The sequence below is a fragment of the Streptomyces sp. NPDC107528 genome, assembly GCF_055639295.1.
This window is the reverse complement of the sequence record NZ_JBVKAV010000016.1, coordinates 99,405-116,600: the sequence shown is the minus strand read 5'-3', so window position 1 is coordinate 116,600 and position 17,196 is coordinate 99,405. Positions and strand designations below refer to the sequence as shown.

Here is a 17,196-nt window from a genome sequence, read left to right as displayed (position 1 = left end):
CGACCCCGCTTCACTCCAGGGCCGCCTGCCGCTCCAGCGTCGACAGGCTGTTGCGCATCTGGTCCATCTGCATCCGCACCTCGTCCCACGTCTCCCCGTGCTCGCGCAGCACCTGCTCCGTGTCCCGGGCGATCTCCTCCGCCCGCTGCCGGGCCTGCTCGACCACCTCCTCCGCACGCGCCCGCGCCTCCTCCTGGAGGGTCTTCGCCGACGTCTCCGCGTCAGCGAGCTCCTGCTGAGCCTCGGCCAACGCGGCCTCGGCCCGCGCCACCCCCTCCTCCTCCGCGGCCGCCACCGCGGCCAGCCCCTTCTCGGTCTCCCGCTCGAACTCCGCCTCCCGTTCGGCGTGCTCCTTGGCCTGCTGGGCGAGCAACACCTTGGTGCGCTGGCGTGCCTCGCGCATCGGGCCGAGCACCTCCCCGCGTTCCTCCTTCACCTCACGCCGGGCGGCGATACGGATCTCGCCCGCCTCACCGCGCGCGGTGAGCAACCGCTGACGGGCGCACTCCTCGGCCTCGGCGCTCACGGCATCGGCGTGCGCCTGCGCGGCGTCACGCACCTCGTCCGCGTACGTCTGAGCCTCCTCCATCAGCCGCTTCGCCTCCTTGCGCGCCCCCTCCCGCACGGCCGCGGCCTCCTCCTGCACCATCTCGAACAGCCGCCACGCCCGGTGCCCGAGTTCCTCGTACGTCTGCGGGTCGAGCTCCTCCACCACCTCGCGCAGCCGCTCCGCCTCCGCATCCATCTCCCTGGCGAGCACGGTGAGCCGGGCAGCCCGCTCCCAGGCGGCGTCACGGTCGCGAAACAGGTCGTCGATGTAGGCGTCGACCTGTTCGGGACGGTAGCCACGCCCTCGTACGACCACGAAGTCGTAGAGCGGGACCGGTGCGCTGCTCATCCTTGAACCCCTCTCCGCCGAACGGATGCGAAATGATGATTTAGCGCACATCTTGATGTATCGGGCGGAAGCGTTCATAACGCGACACTCCGCGCAGGGGGCACGGCGCGGTGGGCGCAGAGGCACGAAGGCGCGACGAGTAGCGCATACGCAAAGGGCCGGCCCCGGTCGCACAACCGGGAGCCGGCCCTTTCACAACCCGCACGCCGCCGTCAGCGGCAGTCGGGTGACATCACCTCACATCAGGCAGCCGCGGGGCGTCACAACAGCCCGTCCCACATCTGCTCCAGCAACACCGACCACCAGCTCTCGGGCGACCCGAGCGCCGCAGGGTCGAGCGCGGCGAGCTGGGCCTGGAAGTCGACGGTCCAACGACCCGCCTGCTCCTGGTTCAGGCCGAAGCGAAGACGCCACATCCGGCCCAGCAGCGCCAGGCAGCGCTGGAACTCGAGCAGGCCCGTGTTCACGAACTGCGGCGGTACGGGCGCGCCGCCCGGGCCCGCCTCCACGGGCACGGCGACGATGTTCGCCGTGCCGTACTGCACACAGATCGCCTTGCCGAAGTCGCTGCCCATCACCAGGTACGACCCCGCGTCCGACGCCGGCTGCACCCCGCGCTCCTGCGCCAGTTCGGCCAGCGTCGGAACGGGCCGCCCCGGCTGGGCCTGCGCCCAGAAGAACGGACCCGTGTCCATCGGCAGACCACCGACCACCAGGCAGTGCGCCACGACCGGCGGCACGCCCTGCCGGGACACGGCGGCCTGCTCGAACCGGAAGAGCCCCGGCCCGAACGCGCCCGCCAGCTCCTGCGCCACGCCCTCCGGCGGAATCGGCGGCACCGGCTGGACCGGCTGCACCGGGACACGCACCGGCGCCGGCCGGGCGGGCCCGTCGGCCACCTGGTGCAGCTCGCCCTGATGGGCGATCAGCTGCTGCATGCCCTGCTGCCGGCTCGCATGATCCGTGCCGTACGGCGCGATCGACGTGATCCGCGCCTGCGGCCACTGCTCCCGGATCATCCGCGCGCAGTACGCGCCCGGCAGCTCACACGACTCCAACTCCGTGTGCAGCTCCAGCACCTGGTCCGGGGGCACGTTCATGCCCCGCAGCTCGTGGAAGATCTGCCACTCCGGATGCGGCGTGCCCGGCGCCGAACGCCGGATGAGCTGCTGCTCCGACCCGTCCTGCGCACGGTAACGGAGAACGGCCTGGTAGCCGGGGCCCACGGTCGGCTGACCGGCGGGCGGCTGGGGGTAGCCGTACGCCGGAGGCTGACCCGGACCGGGCTGACCGGGCGGGGGGATCGCGCCGGGCGGCATCGGGGGTTGGGGGGCGCCGGGCGGAGTACCCAGGGCGCCGGGCGGCGGCATACCCGGGGCGCCGGGGGCCATGCCCGGAGCGCCGGGCGGCATGCCGGGTCCGCCCGGCGGCGTACCGGGGGCACCCGGCGGCACCCCATGAGCTCCGGGTGGCGTACCCGGGGCACCCGGCGGCATGCCCGGAGCTCCGGGCGGCTGCGGCGCGCCGGGCGCGGACGGCGGAGGCGGCACACCGGGTCCGCCCACCGGGGGCGCGGCCAGCACCGTCTCCGCGTGGTGAACACCATCGCGAGCGCCGCCGGGGGCACCCGGGGCGCCTGGCGCGCCAGGGGCACCCGGAGGCTGCGGAGCACCCGGCATACCCGGAGCGCCCGGAGCACCGGGCGGGTTGGGAAGACCGGGCGGATTGGGCGCACCAGGCGCCCCAGGGAGTCCAGGCGGTCCCGGTGGCTGCGGAGCGCCGCCCATCTGGCTCGGGTCGGCCAGCACGGTCGCGGCATGGTGCACACCGCCCGGGGGCGTACCGCCAGGCGTGCCGGGCGGGTTGGGGGCGCCCGGAGGCTGCGGCGCGCCGGGCATACCGGGCGCACCCGGGGCACCGGGCGGCTGCGGAATGCCGGGCCCGCCGGCAGCACCCGCAGGCCCGTCGGGGCCGAGCCCCGGCACCATCTGCGTCGGAACGTACCCGCCTGCCGGCGTACCCGGAGCACCCGGCGTACCCGGAGCACCCGGCGGAGGCGGTGGCGTGGCCCCACCCCGCGCGCGAGGAGGCGCCGCCTTGCTCGTCGCGGCATCGGCGATGTCCCCGGCGTTGGGCGCGAGCGACCGCCCGGGCGCACCCGGAGCCTGCGGAGCACCCTGCGGGTAGCCGTAGGAGGGCGCAGGCGGCGGCGTGGCACCGGGCGCGGGGACGCCCGGCGTACCCGGACCCTGCGGGTACCCGTACGAAGGAGCCTCCTGCGGCGGAGGCGTCGCGCCCGGCGTGTCGGAACCGTCCAGCGCCGGCGAGACCGCGGTCTTCGGAAGCTGGCTGCCGCCCGACATCAGTGCCGTCTTGGCGTCGGACGGCGTGGCGTCGTCACCGCTCAGCGGCGGCGCGAACACCGTCTCCGGCAGCGGCACCGAACGGTCCTCACCGGGATCGGCGTTGGTGTCCGTACCGGCCCAGGGAGTCGCCCCCTCGGGCACCCCGGGCTCCCTCCGCTGAGGAGTCGACGAGGACGCGGCGCCCACGGGCACCCCGCCCTGCGTCTCGGGCAACGACCCGGCACTCGACGTACCGGCGACCGCACCGGTGTCGAAGTCCGAAATCGAAGCCGAGCCCGAACCGGAGCCCGAACCCCCGTCCCGCCGGTCCGGAACCCCTATCCGGTCCGCTGCCTCCTGCAACCACTCGGGCGGGGTCAGGAGGAACGACGTCTGATTCAGATCCACCCGCGCCGGAGCCGCCGGCGTCGGTGCCGCAGCCGCGTCCTCACGGCCGTACTCCTCCTCGTACCGACGGATCACCTCGCCCACCGGCAGCGCCGGCCACAGCGTGGCCTCCCCGCTGTCCCGGGCGATCACCAGCCGCTGTGCGCCGCCGTCCGAACGCGGCCCGTCCGCACGGTCCTCGGCCCACACCACGAACCCGAGCCCGAACTCCCGTACCCGCACCTCACGATGCTGGTACGCCGGCACCTCGCCGTTGATCCACTCTTCCGCACGCTCCTGCGCCTGCGCGAACGTCACCATCGCGAAGCTCACTCCCCCACAGCCGCGGCAGCGACGGGCACCACACGCGCGAACCCACCGTCCACCATCAGATTCGCCACCGTCTCCAACTCCGGCGGAGAACCCGCCAGCCGGGACAGAAACGCGTCGAAGTCCTCACCGCACGGCATCAGCAGTCGCTCCACACGCTCCGCCGGCGACCACGAAGGATCGGCGTCCCGCGCGTCGTCGTACGCGCAGAACCACACCGAACCCAGCCGGTCGCCCTTCACCTTCACGGCCAGCAACCCGCCCTGCACGAACCCGACACCCAGGTAGTCCTTGGTCAGATGGTCGCGCAGACACTTGTTGACGTAGACCAGGTCATTGACCGCGGCCTCGTCCCGCACCGTGAACAGCGGCTGGTCGACCAGCAGGCCCAACTCCGCGTCCAGCGCCGTGCCCACCGGGGCGCACCCGCCAGCCGCCTTCAGGAACGACCGATACGCGCCCGGCAGCCGGTACCCGAGATCCTCCTCGACACCCAGCGCCTGCGCCTCCGTCACCGCCACACCCGACTTGGGCAGCCGGAAGTGCGCCGGCCGCGTCTCCTGCAACGGCCGTGTCCCCCGCTTGTGATGGTCCACCGTCGACGTCGCGATACCGCCGTGATGCCGCAGCAACGCCTTCACCTCGACCGGAACCAGCTCCAGCCGCCGCGAACCCACCACGTGGTGCCACGTCCAGCCGTGCGGCGTCGCCACCGCCGGCACCGTGTCCCACAACTCGTGCCGCGACGCCGCCAGCGCGGCGTTCGCCGACACATAGTCCGTCAGCCGCAACTCGTCGACGCCGAAGCCCTCCGGCGGCTCGGCGATCTCCACCGCCGCGCGCGCATACGGGGAGAAGTCGGGGTGACCACGCTCGTCCACCCGTACTCCTCTCGGGTGACGCGACGCGCGAACCGGATCCGGGAAATTCACGACCTGCCCGGCGTAGGCCGCGTTCGGCGGCGCGGCGTGTCCCCCGGCCTGGCGGCCGGGAGGTGCCCCCAGCCCGAGCCGACCTGTCGTCATGGCGGTTGCCCCCTGCGGCGTTCAGATACGGTCCGCCATGACCACTCTCGGTCACAACGCCCTGTATCACCTGTCTCGTCCCCATCCAAGCGTCACCGCATGGAAAGCGGTGCCGACAGCCTATGCGGTACGACGACACCGGTCACCGGCGCCGGTTGTGACCCCCTCCGCTTCCGTGACCAGCCGTCACCCTGCCGTGACAGCCCGCCCAAACCCGGGCGTGTCGCGGCGCCCCAGCTTCCGCACCTGCCACGCCGTTTGGCACTCTGTGACGTCCGAGAGCATGCCCGGGGGATGCTCGGGAGGGGATGATGAAGATGAACGCGACGCAGACAGGCCAACCCGCCGCCAGGTCCGGCGACCCCCGCATCGGCTGGAGCGCCACCGAGAACCCCCACGCGCCCGCCCTCCGCCACCGCCGCGACGGCATACTCCCCACCGTCGCCGCCGCCCTCTCCGTCCGCGGCGAAACCCTCACCGGCACCGCGGCCCGCGGCGACCAGCCCCCCGCACTGCACCACCTCGTCCAGGACTTCCTCGACACCCTCACCAGCGGACAGCGCGACCGCTTCACCGGCCGCTGCGCCGAGACGATCCTGATCTCACGCCACATCGCCGCGGCCGACGCGACCCGCAGCAAACGTGCCGCGCGCAAACCCATGACCAACGGCGAAGCCCGCAAAGCCCTCAAACAGGCCAAACTGACCGCCCGCCGTATCCGCGAGGACGGCGACCCCCTGCACGGCAGCTTCGCCACCCCGTGTCGCGCCTGCACCGCCCTCAGCGCCCACTTCGGCGTCCGCGTCGTCGACCCGTCAGCGACAGACGGCTGACCCGACTCCCGCAACAGACCGCCGACCCACCCCCCACCACACCCGCACATCCCGCACATCCCGCACATCCCATAGGCACCGACGAACGAAGGGCAGATGCACACCGACCGCACCTCCACCACCCGTTTCCCCGTCCCCGTCGACGCCGCCCTGCGCGCCGCCGGCTGGCAACCCGGACGCTGGGACATCAAGCAAGCGGAGATCTGGGCCGACACCCTGCGCGAACACACCTCACCGGCCGGCCACCGCCACGCCGTCTTCCCCGCCGCCGTGGAAGCGTGGGCCGAATTCGGCGGCCTCCACCTCGCACCCACGGGCCCCGGCCGCCAGGTCGCCCCCGCCGCCCTCCACTTCGACCCGCTGCACGGCCTGCACATGGCCCGCACCCTCGGCGACCTCGGCCGCGCCCTCGACACCGAGGTCTGCCCCCTCGGCGCCGAAACCGACACCGAGGCGCTCCTCGCCATCGACACCGAAGGCCGTATCTACGCCCTCGACCACACCGGCGACTGGTACCTCGGCCCCGATATCGACCAGGCTCTCGCCGGCCTCGTCGCCGGCATAGAACCGGCACGGCTCACAGCGGGCTGACACACGGCACCGGCCGCGACGGCCACAGGGCCCAGCGACCGTGGACTGCGGCTACGCCGCCGGAATCACCGCAGACACCCGGAAACCCCCCGCATCCGTCGGCCCCGACACGAACACCCCGCCGAGCGCCGCGACCCGTTCCTTCATCCCCACCAGGCCGTTGCCCCCCGACGGCAGCCGGGCCAGCGACGCCGACGACAGCTCCGGCGGCGGCTCGTTCTCCACCTGCATCGCGATCTCCGACACCCGGTGCGCGAGCCGTACATGCGTCTTCGCGCCCGCCGCGTGCTTGTGGACGTTCGTCAACGCCTCCTGCACCACCCGGAACGCCGTCTGCTCGATCTTCGGCGCATACGCCCGCGAGTCCCCCTCCACGGACAGATCCACCACCATCCCCGCCGCGGCCGACTGCTCGATCAGCTCGTCCAACTCCGACAGACAAGGCCCCTCGGCGCCGACCTCGTCCCCGCCGACACCCCGCCCCCGATCGGCCGCCGCCGCGGCAGCGGCCCCGACAGCGGCAAGCGGTACGGCAGCGCCCCGAGGCCGGTCCACATCCGAAGGCTGCCGCACGGCAGCCCCGCTGCGCAGCACCCCGAGCATCTCCCGCAACTCGGTCAACGCCTGCCGCCCCATGTCCCCCACGAGCGCGGCGTTCTTCACGGCCTTCTCGGGATCCTTCCGCGCCACGGCCTGGAGCGCCGCCGCATGCACCACCATCAGGCTCACCCGATGCGCGACGACGTCATGCATCTCCCGCGCGATCCGGGTGCGCTCCTCGTTCCGCGCCCATTCGGCACGCTCCTCCGCCCGCTCCGCGAGCAACTGAAGCTCCCGCTCCAGACTGTCCGCCCGCTCCCGCAGGCTCTCCATCAGCCGCCGCCGGGCGCCCACATACAGCCCGAGCAGCAGCGGAGGCGCCGTCACACCGAGAGCTGTGGTGACCGACGCGAACGGAATCACCCAGTCCCCGAAGGTCAGATTCCCCCGTGCCACGTCCTGCCGCACCCACACGAACGTCACGATCAGCATCCCGACGAACGACATCCCCGCGAGCGACGCGATGATCCGCCGCGGCAGCTCGGTCGCGGCCAGGGTGTAGAGGCCGACGATGCCCAGCAGGATGCCCATCTGGGCGGGCATGACGGCGATGGACACGAGCACCACGGCTATCGGCCACCGGCGCCGCACCAGGAGCACCGACCCGGCCAGAACCCCGAACACGACCCCCGCGGCCACCGGAATACCGGCATCCCGCGCGAACCGAACCCCCTCCGCTCCGCACTCCAGCGCGGACGCGACGGCCAGACTCACGTCCAGCACGGCACTGCGCAACCTGCCCCACCACCATGGCCCCGCCCCCGGTGGCGGTTCCCCGGCCTGCTCTTCCCCCGTCGTGGTCATGCCTCCAGCCTACGGGCGGGCAGCCGTGGTTTTCCGGCGACTTTTGTGGACTGGCCTACACCACACTCCGTAACCGAACGTAAGCGAAACGACCCGGTATCCCTCGAACTGCTGAATCGCACACCGTTCGACCCTGGAGGGGATCATTCCGCCCGAACGATGTGCGCATGGCACATTCGTCTGGCAAGTACGCCGATTTCGAAGGGCTGCGGGAGCGGGCGGTGGCGCTGCGGCGGCAGGGCTACAGCCTTCGGCAGATCCGCGACGAGCTGAAGATCTTCAACAACGACATCCTCAACCAGCTGGTCAAAGGGGAGCCTCCGCCAGAGTGGACGAAGAGGCCGAACGCGAAGGACGACCTGAGGGAGAGGGCACGGGAGCTACGGCTTCAGGGCTGCACGTACGACCAGATCGAGGCAGCGTTGGGGTGCTCGCGCAGTTCGGTGTCGCTGTGGGTGAGGGACCTGCCAAGGCCCAAGCCTCGCTACACGCCGGACGAACGACGGGCCCTCATGCAGGAAGGGCTGGCAAAGCGGCGTGCGGTGGACAACGAGGAGCGAAAGAGGGCCAAGCTCGGAGCTCGCCGGGAGGTCGACGAGCTCACGGACCGCGAGCTGTTTTTGACAGGAGTCGCTCTGTACTGGGCCGAAGGCTCCAAGAGCAAGCCCTACGACCGCCGAGAGCGCGCGGTCTTCGTCAACAGCGACCCAGGCGTGATCCAGACCTACCTTGCCTGGCTGGACCTGCTCGATGTGGACCGGGAGCGCCTGCGCTTCCGCCTGCTCATCCACGAGTCTGCGGATGTCGACGCCGCTCACCGGTTCTGGGCGGAGATCACCGACATCGACGTCTCCGTCTTCGCGAAACCAACGATCAAGAAGCACAACCCGAAGACGGTCCGCAAGAACGTCGGCGACGACTACCACGGCTGCCTGGTCATCGCCGTGGCGCGCAGCGCCGACTTGTACAACCGCATCGAAGGCTGGTGGGGCGGCATCGTGTCCCACGCACAATCCCGCCTCCGGTAAGGTCTGAATCGCTGTCCCCCGTGGTGTAACTGGCAGCACACTGGTTTTTGGTACCAGCAGGACAAGGTTCGAATCCTTGCGGGGGAGCCACAGCACACAAGACCTCGGTTCGGGCTCTGACAGCCAAGTCAGGGCCCGCTCCCATGTCCCCCACGAAACACCCCGGTATCCTGCGGATGTCACCCCCACCCCCTCCACAGCCGAAGGGCATCCCGTGAGCGCCATTCGCCCGGCAGCCGTCGTCGTTCTCGCAGCGGGTGAGGGCACCCGTATGAAGTCGGCCACACCGAAGGTCCTGCACGAGATCTGCGGACGCAGCCTCGTGGGTCATGTGCTCGCCGCCGCGCGTGAGTTGCAGCCCGAGAACCTGGTCGTGGTCGTGGGGCACGCCCGCGAGAAGGTCTCCGCGCACCTCGGTGAGATCGACCCCGGCGTACGCACCGCCGTACAGGCGGAGCAGAACGGCACCGGCCACGCCGTACGGATGGCCCTGGAGGAGCTCGGCGGGGCGGTCGACGGGACCGTGGTGGTCGTCTGCGGCGACACTCCCCTTCTGACCGGCGAGACCCTGACCCACCTCGCCGCCACCCACTCCGCCGACGGCAACGCCGTGACGGTGCTGACCGCCGAGGTCCCGGACGCGACCGGGTACGGGCGGATCGTGCGCGACGGCGCCTCGGGTGCGGTGACGGCCATCGTGGAGCACAAGGACGCGAGCGAGTCGCAGCGGGCGATCCGGGAGATCAACTCGGGTGTGTTCGCCTTCGACGGGCAGCTGCTCGCCGACGCTCTCGGGAAGGTCCGTACGGACAACTCGCAGGGCGAGGAGTACCTGACCGACGTGCTCGGGATCCTCCGCGAGGCCGGTCATCGCGTGGGCGCCTCCGTGGCGGGCGATCACCGTGAGATCGCCGGGATCAACAACCGTGTGCAGTTGTCCGAGGCCCGCCGGATTCTCAACGACCGGCTGCTGACCGACGCGATGCTCGCCGGCGTCACCGTCGTGGACCCCGCGACGACCTGGGTCGATGTGACCGTCACGTTCGAGCAGGATGCCGTCGTCCTGCCGGGTACGCAGTTGCAGGGGTCCACCCATCTCGGCGAGGGCGCGGAGGTCGGCCCCAACAGCCGGCTGAAGGACACGCGTGTCGACGCGGGTGCCCGCGTGGACAACACGGTGTCCGAGGGTGCGCATGTGGGCGCGAACGCGACGGTGGGGCCGTTCGCGTATCTGCGGCCGGGGACGCGGCTGGGCGCCAAGGGCAAGATCGGCACGTACGTCGAGACGAAGAACGCCTCGATCGGTGAGGGGACGAAAGTGCCTCACCTCTCTTACGTGGGTGACGCGACGATCGGCGAGTACACGAACATCGGCGCCGCGAGTGTCTTCGTGAACTACGACGGACAGGACAAACACCACACGACGGTCGGCTCGCACTGCCGCACCGGCTCGGACAACATGTTTGTGGCGCCTGTCACGGTCGGGGACGGTGCCTATACGGCGGCCGGGTCCGTGATCACGAAGGACGTGCCGCCCGGTTCGCTGGCTGTGGCCCGCGGTCAGCAGCGGAATATCGAGGGTTGGGTGGCCCGTAAGCGTCCGGGCAGTGCGGCCGCGAAGGCGGCTGAGGCGGCGTCTCGCCAGGAGGACGGCGAGGGCTGACCGGAAACACGTGCGTCAAACACGGCGTACCGTGATAAGTGCACACCCGCACCCCACCAGCTGAGACGGCCTCCACCATGCCCAGCCGAGGTCGCTCTACAGGCAGCTGAGACACCTCTGAGGAGACAGTGCTGTGACCGGGATCAAGACGACCGGCGAGAAGAAGTTGATGTTCTTCTCCGGCCGCGCCCACCCCGAGCTTGCCGAGGAGGTCGCCCAGCAGCTGGATGTCGGGGTTGTCCCGACGAAGGCCTTCGACTTCGCGAACGGTGAGATCTACGTCCGCTATCAGGAGTCGGCGCGTGGTGCGGACTGCTTTGTGATCCAGAGCCACACGGCTCCGATCAATCAGTGGATCATGGAGCAGCTGATCATGATCGACGCGCTGAAGCGTGCGTCGGCGCGCTCCATCACTGTGATTGTGCCGTTCTACGGTTACGCGCGTCAGGACAAGAAGCACCGTGGCCGTGAACCCATTTCGGCGCGTCTGATCGCGGACCTGATGAAGACGGCGGGTGCGGACCGCATTCTGACCGTGGACCTGCACACCGACCAGATCCAGGGTTTCTTCGACGGTCCCGTCGACCACCTCTTCGCCCTGCCGCTCCTCGCGGACTACGTGGGCCGGAAGGTCGACCGGGAGAAGCTGACAGTCGTGTCTCCCGACGCGGGGCGTGTGCGGGTGGCCGACCGGTGGTGCGACCGGCTGGGTGCGCCGCTCGCGATCGTGCACAAGCGTCGCGACAAGGACGTGGCGAACCAGGTGACGGTCCACGAGGTCGTGGGTGAGGTCAAGGGCCGGGTGTGTGTGCTGGTCGACGACATGATCGACACCGGTGGGACGATCTGTGCCGCGGCCGACGCGCTGTTCGCGCACGGCGCCGAGGACGTCATCGTGACGGCGACGCACGGTGTGCTGTCGGGTCCGGCGGCGGACCGGCTGAAGAACTCGCGGGTGAGTGAGTTCGTGTTCACGAACACGCTGCCGACGCCGGGTGAGCTGAGCCGTGACCTGGACAAGCTGACGGTGCTGTCGATCGCGCCGACGATCGCGAGTGCGGTGCGTGAGGTGTTCGAGGACGGTTCGGTGACGAGCCTGTTCGACGAGCAGTAGAGATCCTTTTGGGAACGGCCTCCCTGTCCGCGTAGACTGCTTCAGTTGCTCGGCGAGGGAGGCCGTACCTGTTCGCGCAGGTGTCGGCGATCCGTTATCGACGCGCTCTTCGTAGCAGGCCGTTCGTGGCCGGGTGACCACGTCCGTCTCCAGTTCTACGAGGAGTGATCATGTCCGAGGTCAAGATCTCCGCCGCCACCCGCACCGAGTTCGGCAAGGGTGCCGCCCGTCGTATCCGTCGTGACTCCAAGGTTCCCGGTGTTCTGTACGGCCACGGTTCCGACCCGCTGCACCTGACCCTTCCGGGCCACGACCTGCTGCTCGCCCTGCGTACGCCGAACGTCCTGATCGCCCTGGACATCGACGGCAAGACCAACGAGCTTGCCATCCCGAAGTCCGTGCAGCGTGACCCGATCAAGGGCTTCCTGGAGCACGTCGACCTGCTGCTGGTCAAGCGCGGCGAGAAGGTCACCGTCGAGGTCCCGGTCCACGCCGAGGGCGAGCTCGCCGCCGGCGGCAACCTGCTGGAGCACGTACTGAACGCGCTTCCGGTCGAGGCCGAGGCCACGCACATCCCCGAGTCCTTCACCGTGTCTGTCGAGGGCCTGGAGGCCGGCGCCTCCGTCCTGGCCAAGGACATCACGCTGCCGAAGGGCACCACGCTGGCCGTCGAGGACGACACTGTCGTCCTGCAGGTCCTGGCCGCGCAGGCCGAGGAGGCCCCGGAGGGCGACGAGGCCGCCGAGGGCGAGGAAGTCGCCGAGGCCTGATCCTCAGCTCTGGCAGGGGCCTGATCCTCGGCTCTGTCATCGGTTCGTCAGCCGCTGTTTCCCGATGGGGGCAGCGGCTGGCGTGTATCACTCAAGCTTGCCTGGCAGTATCCGCGCCGGTCATCCCGGCGGACCGGCGTTTCTGCTCAGGGTCCGGGGGTTATTCCCCGGGAAAGCACAGCAAGGAGACATGGACGTGACGACCGACCCGAGCGCCCCTTGGCTGATCGCCGGCCTCGGCAATCCCGGACCGGAGTACGCCAGGAACCGGCACAACGTCGGGTTCATGGTGGTGGATCTGCTCGCGGAGCGGATCGGGGGGAAGTTCAAGCGGGCCGGCAGGGCTCAGGCGCAGGTCGTCGAGGGGCGGATCGGGCCGCCGGGGCCGTTGAACCGGCGGGTGATCGTGGCGAAGCCGATGTCGTACATGAATCTCTCGGGCGGTCCGTTGAACGCTCTTCGGGACTTCTACAAGGTGCCGGTGGGCAATATCGTCGCCGTTCATGACGAGTTGGACATCGACTTCGGCACGCTGCGGTTGAAGCTGGGCGGCGGGGACAACGGGCACAACGGGCTCAAGTCGATGACGAAGGCGATGGGGCCGGAGTACCACCGGGTGCGGTTCGGGATCGGGCGGCCGCCAGGACGTATGCCGGTCGCGGACTTCGTGCTGAAGGACTTCTCGGCGGCGGAGCGCAAGGAGCTGGACTACTTCGTGGACCGGGCGTCGGATGCGGTGGAGGCTCTGGTGATCGAGGGGCTGGAGCGGGCGCAAAGCACGTACAACTCCTGACTTGTCCGCCCGGGCGAACAGGCCCAGGTTGACCGGCAGTAGGGGCATGGCCAAGGATCGCGGCCATGCCTTCTGCCGTTGTCTCCAGTCAGGGCGCTTTCACCGCGCTGCGGTTCGGACGGCTCGCGGCGATGGGTACGGTCGCGGTGCTGATTCTGATCGCGGGTGTGTGGGCGTCGTGGGGCAGCGCTCAGCATGTGATGCTCACGAAGGGCCGGGAGAGCGGCACGATCGAGGTGACCCGGTGTGGTGCGGACTCCTGCAGCGGGCCGTACACGCCGATCTCGGCGGGGTCGCAGCCGCGCGAATCGGTCGTCATCGAGAAGAACGTGGCCGTGCGCAAGGGGCAGACGTACACGGTCGTGATCAAGCCGGGCGGTGACTCCGTCGTGCGGTCCGGACCCGCGGGGGTCCTGTACTCCTGGGTTCCGCTGGGCGGAGCGCTGTTGCTGGCCTCGGTCGTGGTCGCGGGCGGGCTGCGTCGGACGCGGCTGGCGTGGGTGATGGCGGGGTCGGGGGTCGCGCTGCTGACGGCGGCGTTCGTGACGGTCTGAGGTGTGTGCCGTTCTCCACTGTCCGCCGTCGCCGCGGCCGCGTTGCTGTCCGCTCCGGCCGCCGCCCACGCCACAGCTCCCGGCGACAACGGGACCGTCAAGATCCATGACGCCTCCACTGGCGAGGAACTGCGCAAGAACGGCCGCACGTGTGCGAGTTCTACGTGGACGCCTTCGGTTTCGACAGCGTCCAGCAGGTCTCCTGGCACATCGATGCCTGGGCCCCGACGGCCGCCGTCAAGGGCGAGACCGTGAAGTCAGGTGCGATCACCCTGGACGGCGAGGGTCATGGCCGGACCGCGGACATGACGCTGCCCGACGGGCACTACAAGCTGTTCTGGAACTTCGAGGGCGAGAAGGGGTCCGCCAAGCACAAGGTGTTCTGGACGGACTGCGAGGACGAGGGGCAGGGCGGCGACAACACGCCCACGCCGGGCGACTCGACCGAACCGGCCGCCGTCCCGTCGTCGTCCCCGTCTCCGCAGGGCGGCACCGAGGGCGACCTCGCCGAGACCGGGAACGGCGCGCCGGTGGGCCTGCTGTCCGCGGCCGCCGCGGCGCTGCTGGGTGCGGGCGGGTACATGGTGTTCCGGCGTCGCGGGGCCTGACCGCCACGGCGGTGAAACGAACGGTGCCCCCGTGCTCTTCGTACGAGCACGGGGGCACCGTCATGTGCGGGTGGCTCAGCCGGTGTTGCGCAGGCCCGCCGCCACGCCGTTGACGGTGAGCAGCAGCGCCCGGGCGAGGAGCGGGTCGGGCTCGGCGCCGGCGGCCGCCGCGTCGCGCTGGCGCTTGAGGAGGGTGACCTGGAGGTAGGAGATCGGGTCCAGGTAGGCGTCGCGGATGGTGAAGGTCTGCTTGAGGACCGGGGCGGCGTCGAGGAGTTCCTTCTCGCCGGTGATCTTCAGGACTTCGGCGACGGTGAGTTCGTGCTCGGCGCGGATGGCGTCGAAGACGTGCTTGAGGTCGTCCGGCACGAGGGTGTCGACGTAGTGGGCGGCGATCCGCAGGTCGGTCTTGGCGAGGGTCATCTCGACGTTGGAGATGAAGTTGCGGAAGAAGTGCCACTGTTCGTGCATCTCGTCGAGCACGGTGTCCAGGCCGGCCTGGCGCAGCGCCTTGAGGCCGGAGCCGACGCCGAACCAGCCGGGCACGATCTGCCGGGACTGCGTCCAGCCGAAGACCCACGGGATGGCGCGCAGGCCGTCGAGCGAGACGCCCGAGCCGGGGCGGCGAGAGGGCCGCGATCCGAGGTGCAGGTCGGCGAGCTGGTCCACCGGCGTCGACGCGAGGAAGTAGGACGGCAGGTCCGGGTCCTCGACGAGCTTGCGGTAGGCGGCGTGGGCCGCGTCGCTCGCCACGTCCATGGCGGCGTCCCAGCGGGCGAGAGCCTCGTCGGACTGGCGCGGCGCGGTGTGCAGGGCGGAGGCCTGGAGGGTGGCCGCGACGGTCAGCTCCAGGTTCTCCCTGGCCAGGGAGGGCACGAGGTACTTGTCGGAGATGACCTCGCCCTGTTCGGTGACCTTGATCTCGCCTTCGAGGGTGCCCCAGGGCTGGGCGAGGATCGCGTCGTGGGAGGGGCCGCCACCGCGGCCGACGGTGCCGCCGCGGCCGTGGAAGAGGCGCAGGCGGACGCCGTAGCGGTGGGCCACGTCGCGCAGCCGGCGCTGGGCGCGGTGGATCTCCCACTGCGAGGTGGTGATGCCGCCGAACTTGGAGGAGTCGGAGTAGCCGAGCATGACCTCCTGGACGTCGCCCCTGAGCGCGACGAGGCGCCGGTAGGACGGGTCGGAGAGCATGTCCTCCAGGATGGTGTCGGCGGCCTTGAGCTCGTCGGTGGTCTCCAGCAGCGGCACGATGCCGATCTTCGCCCAGCCGGCGTGCAGGTCGATCAGGCCGGCCTCGCGGGCGAGCACGCTTGCCGCGAAGACGTCGTCGGCGCCCTGGCACATGGAGATGATGTACGACTCGATGACCTCGGGTCCGAAGACCTCAAGGGCCCGCTTGACGGTCTGGAACACGCCGAGGGTCTTCTCGCCGGCCGCGTCCACGGGTGCGGGGGTGGGGGCGAGGGGGCGGCGGGACCGCAGTTCCTTGGCCAGCAGCTTGGCGCGGTAGTCGCGGGGCATGTCGGCGTAGCGCCAGGACTCCTCGCCGAGGCGGTCGAAGAGCTGGCCGAGAGCGTGGTGGTGGGCGTCGGCGTGTTCGCGAACGTCCATCGTGGCGAGCTGGAGGCCGAACGCGGACAGGGTGCGGATGGTCCGGTTCATGCGGCCCTCGGCGAAGAGGCCGCCGCGGTGTTCCCTGAGCGAGGTCTGGATCAGCTTCAGGTCGTGCAGGAGCTCGCCGGTGCCGAGGTAGTCGCGGCCTGCCTCGTGCGGAATGTTCCTGGCCAGGCGCGTCTTGGTGTTCTCCAGCTTCTGCCGGATGCAGGTGGCCTTGAGCCGGTAGGGCTCCTCGGCGTTGAGGCGCTTGTAGCGGGGGCTGATCTCGGGGAGGTTCTCGAGGTCGGCCTGGAGGGAGGTCAGCAGTTCCTCGGTGGCGCCGGTGTAGCGGATGGAGTTCGACAGGAAGCCGCGCAGCTCGTCGATCATCTCCAGGGCGTCGTTGATGCCGTGCTCGTGCTGGAGGATGAGGACGTCCCAGGTCACCTGGGGGGTGACGTTGGGATTGCCGTCGCGGTCGCCGCCGATCCAGGTGCCGAAGGTGAGGGGGCGGGTGGCATCGGGGAGCCGGTGGCCGACGCGCTCCAGTTCCGCGGTGAGGTCCTCCAGGACGTCACCGACGGCGCCGGCGTGCAGTTCGTCGAGGTAGTAGATGGCGTTGCGGGCCTCGTCGGCGGGCTCCGGGCGCACAACGCGCAGCTCGTCCGTCTGCCATACGAGGTCGATGTTCTCGGCCAGTCGGGTGTCGTGCCGGCGCCGGTCCCCTTCGAGGACGGGAGTCTCCAGGAGCGCGGCGACACGCCGAAGCTTGTTGAGGACGGAGCGGCGCGCGGCCTCGGTGGGGTGCGCGGTGAAGACCGGGCGCACGTTGAGGTGCTCGATGGTCTGGCGCAGGTGCTCGGGGTCGGCGTCCTTCAGCCGGTCGGCCGTACGGGCGAGGAGGCCGCCCTCGGCGGCGCGGCGGGCGCGCAGCTCACGGCCGCGGTGGACCTGCTCGGTGACATTGGCCAGGTGGAAGTAGGTGGAGAAGGCGCGGACCAGCTTGGCCGCGGTGTCCAGCTCCGTGCCACGCAGCAGTTCGGCGGCGGCCTCGCCGTCCTCGCGGGTGAGGCGGCGGACCTTCTCGACCAGGTCGAGGAGCTCGGGGCCTTCCTGCCGGACGAGGCTCTCCCCGAGGAGGTCACCCAGTCGGCGGATGTCGGCACGCAGCTCACTGCTGGTGGTCGTGGTCTGGTCGTCGGCACTGCTCACAGGTGCGGCTCCTTGCAGTGTTGAAGCTCGTCCGGGAGGGAACTC

At 70.5% G+C, this 17,196-nt stretch carries 13 protein-coding genes, 1 tRNA gene and 1 pseudogene; 10 read left to right on the top strand and 5 right to left on the bottom strand.

The genetic code is table 11. From position 1 onward, the window contains the following. Positions 1–10: 10 nt before the first annotated feature. From ACZ7L5_RS40095 to ACZ7L5_RS40085, 3 genes are all read right to left on the bottom strand, one after another. Positions 11–898 (bottom strand): DivIVA domain-containing protein, encoded by an 888-nt coding sequence (locus ACZ7L5_RS40095; protein ID WP_383248794.1) that lies wholly within the window; start codon positions 896–898, stop codon positions 11–13. 260 nt (positions 899–1,158) lie between these two features. Beyond that, a complete protein-coding gene (locus ACZ7L5_RS40090) occupies positions 1,159–3,951 on the bottom strand; it encodes an SUKH-4 family immunity protein (RefSeq protein ID WP_471523442.1) in 2,793 nt (930 codons plus the stop codon). An 8-nt stretch (positions 3,952–3,959) separates the two neighbouring features. Continuing rightward, complete coding sequence (locus ACZ7L5_RS40085; RefSeq protein ID WP_467479903.1) at positions 3,960–4,985, bottom strand: SMI1/KNR4 family protein; 1,026 nt, start codon at positions 4,983–4,985, stop codon at positions 3,960–3,962. 308 nt (positions 4,986–5,293) lie between these two features. Between ACZ7L5_RS40085 and ACZ7L5_RS40080 the strand changes: the two genes are divergently transcribed. Then, positions 5,294–5,818: a YwqJ-related putative deaminase gene (locus ACZ7L5_RS40080; protein WP_471523440.1), complete on the top strand. Its 525-nt coding sequence runs from the start codon at positions 5,294–5,296 to the stop codon at positions 5,816–5,818. 96 nt (positions 5,819–5,914) lie between these two features. Then, positions 5,915–6,409, top strand: coding sequence for an SUKH-3 domain-containing protein (locus tag ACZ7L5_RS40075; RefSeq protein WP_328881139.1), 495 nt, complete (start codon positions 5,915–5,917; stop codon positions 6,407–6,409). Positions 6,410–6,460: 51 nt separating this feature from the next. Here the strand turns inward: ACZ7L5_RS40075 and ACZ7L5_RS40070 are convergent, their stop codons facing one another. Next, entirely contained in the window at positions 6,461–7,813 is a 1,353-nt protein-coding gene (locus ACZ7L5_RS40070) for a sensor histidine kinase (protein ID WP_471523438.1), read from the bottom strand. 167 nt (positions 7,814–7,980) lie between these two features. Here ACZ7L5_RS40070 and ACZ7L5_RS40065 point away from each other — a divergent pair, with 167 nt between their 5' ends. From ACZ7L5_RS40065 to ACZ7L5_RS40030, 8 genes and pseudogenes are all read left to right on the top strand, one after another. Beyond that, on the top strand, positions 7,981–8,841 hold the full coding sequence (locus ACZ7L5_RS40065) for a hypothetical protein (protein ID WP_471523436.1): 861 nt from the start codon (positions 7,981–7,983) through the stop codon (positions 8,839–8,841). 14 nt (positions 8,842–8,855) lie between these two features. Further along, positions 8,856–8,931 (top strand) — tRNA-Gln (locus tag ACZ7L5_RS40060). Positions 8,932–9,055: 124 nt separating this feature from the next. Next, entirely contained in the window at positions 9,056–10,504 is a 1,449-nt protein-coding gene (gene glmU, locus ACZ7L5_RS40055) for a bifunctional UDP-N-acetylglucosamine diphosphorylase/glucosamine-1-phosphate N-acetyltransferase GlmU (RefSeq protein ID WP_328881137.1), read from the top strand. 133 nt (positions 10,505–10,637) lie between these two features. Continuing rightward, positions 10,638–11,618: a ribose-phosphate diphosphokinase gene (locus ACZ7L5_RS40050; protein ID WP_328881136.1), complete on the top strand. Its 981-nt coding sequence runs from the start codon at positions 10,638–10,640 to the stop codon at positions 11,616–11,618. A gap of 170 nt (positions 11,619–11,788) precedes the next feature. Continuing rightward, positions 11,789–12,388 carry a 50S ribosomal protein L25/general stress protein Ctc gene (locus tag ACZ7L5_RS40045; RefSeq protein ID WP_471523435.1) on the top strand — a complete coding sequence of 200 codons (600 nt, stop codon included), beginning with the start codon at positions 11,789–11,791 and terminating at the stop codon, positions 12,386–12,388. Between the two features lie 190 nt (positions 12,389–12,578). Continuing rightward, a complete protein-coding gene (gene pth / locus ACZ7L5_RS40040; RefSeq protein ID WP_328881134.1) occupies positions 12,579–13,181 on the top strand; it encodes an aminoacyl-tRNA hydrolase in 603 nt (200 codons plus the stop codon). Between the two features lie 65 nt (positions 13,182–13,246). Further along, positions 13,247–13,735, top strand: a complete 489-nt coding sequence (locus tag ACZ7L5_RS40035; RefSeq protein ID WP_471523432.1) for a hypothetical protein — start codon at positions 13,247–13,249, stop codon at positions 13,733–13,735. 3 nt (positions 13,736–13,738) lie between these two features. After that, positions 13,739–14,343: pseudogene (locus ACZ7L5_RS40030) on the top strand (LPXTG cell wall anchor domain-containing protein). Positions 14,344–14,418: 75 nt separating this feature from the next. Here the strand turns inward: ACZ7L5_RS40030 and ppc are convergent. Further along, on the bottom strand, positions 14,419–17,151 hold the full coding sequence (gene ppc, locus ACZ7L5_RS40025; RefSeq protein WP_365065542.1) for a phosphoenolpyruvate carboxylase: 2,733 nt from the start codon (positions 17,149–17,151) through the stop codon (positions 14,419–14,421). Between the last annotated feature and the right edge of the window lie 45 nt (positions 17,152–17,196).

Bases quoted from the DNA above. Each gene is read 5' to 3' on its own strand.
- ACZ7L5_RS40075 (WP_328881139.1), top strand. From the start codon at position 5,915: ATGCACACCGACCGCACCTCCACCACCCGTTTCCCCGTCCCCGTCGAC.
- ACZ7L5_RS40090 (WP_471523442.1), bottom strand. From the start codon at position 3,951: ATGGTGACGTTCGCGCAGGCGCAGGAGCGTGCGGAAGAGTGGATCAAC.
- ACZ7L5_RS40085 (WP_467479903.1), bottom strand. From the start codon at position 4,985: ATGACGACAGGTCGGCTCGGGCTGGGGGCACCTCCCGGCCGCCAGGCC.
- ACZ7L5_RS40035 (WP_471523432.1), top strand. From the start codon at position 13,247: ATGCCTTCTGCCGTTGTCTCCAGTCAGGGCGCTTTCACCGCGCTGCGG.
- ACZ7L5_RS40045 (WP_471523435.1), top strand. From the start codon at position 11,789: ATGTCCGAGGTCAAGATCTCCGCCGCCACCCGCACCGAGTTCGGCAAG.
- ACZ7L5_RS40070 (WP_471523438.1), bottom strand. From the start codon at position 7,813: ATGACCACGACGGGGGAAGAGCAGGCCGGGGAACCGCCACCGGGGGCG.
- pth (WP_328881134.1), top strand. From the start codon at position 12,579: ATGGACGTGACGACCGACCCGAGCGCCCCTTGGCTGATCGCCGGCCTC.
- ACZ7L5_RS40095 (WP_383248794.1), bottom strand. From the start codon at position 898: ATGAGCAGCGCACCGGTCCCGCTCTACGACTTCGTGGTCGTACGAGGG.
- ACZ7L5_RS40080 (WP_471523440.1), top strand. From the start codon at position 5,294: ATGATGAAGATGAACGCGACGCAGACAGGCCAACCCGCCGCCAGGTCC.
- ACZ7L5_RS40065 (WP_471523436.1), top strand. From the start codon at position 7,981: ATGGCACATTCGTCTGGCAAGTACGCCGATTTCGAAGGGCTGCGGGAG.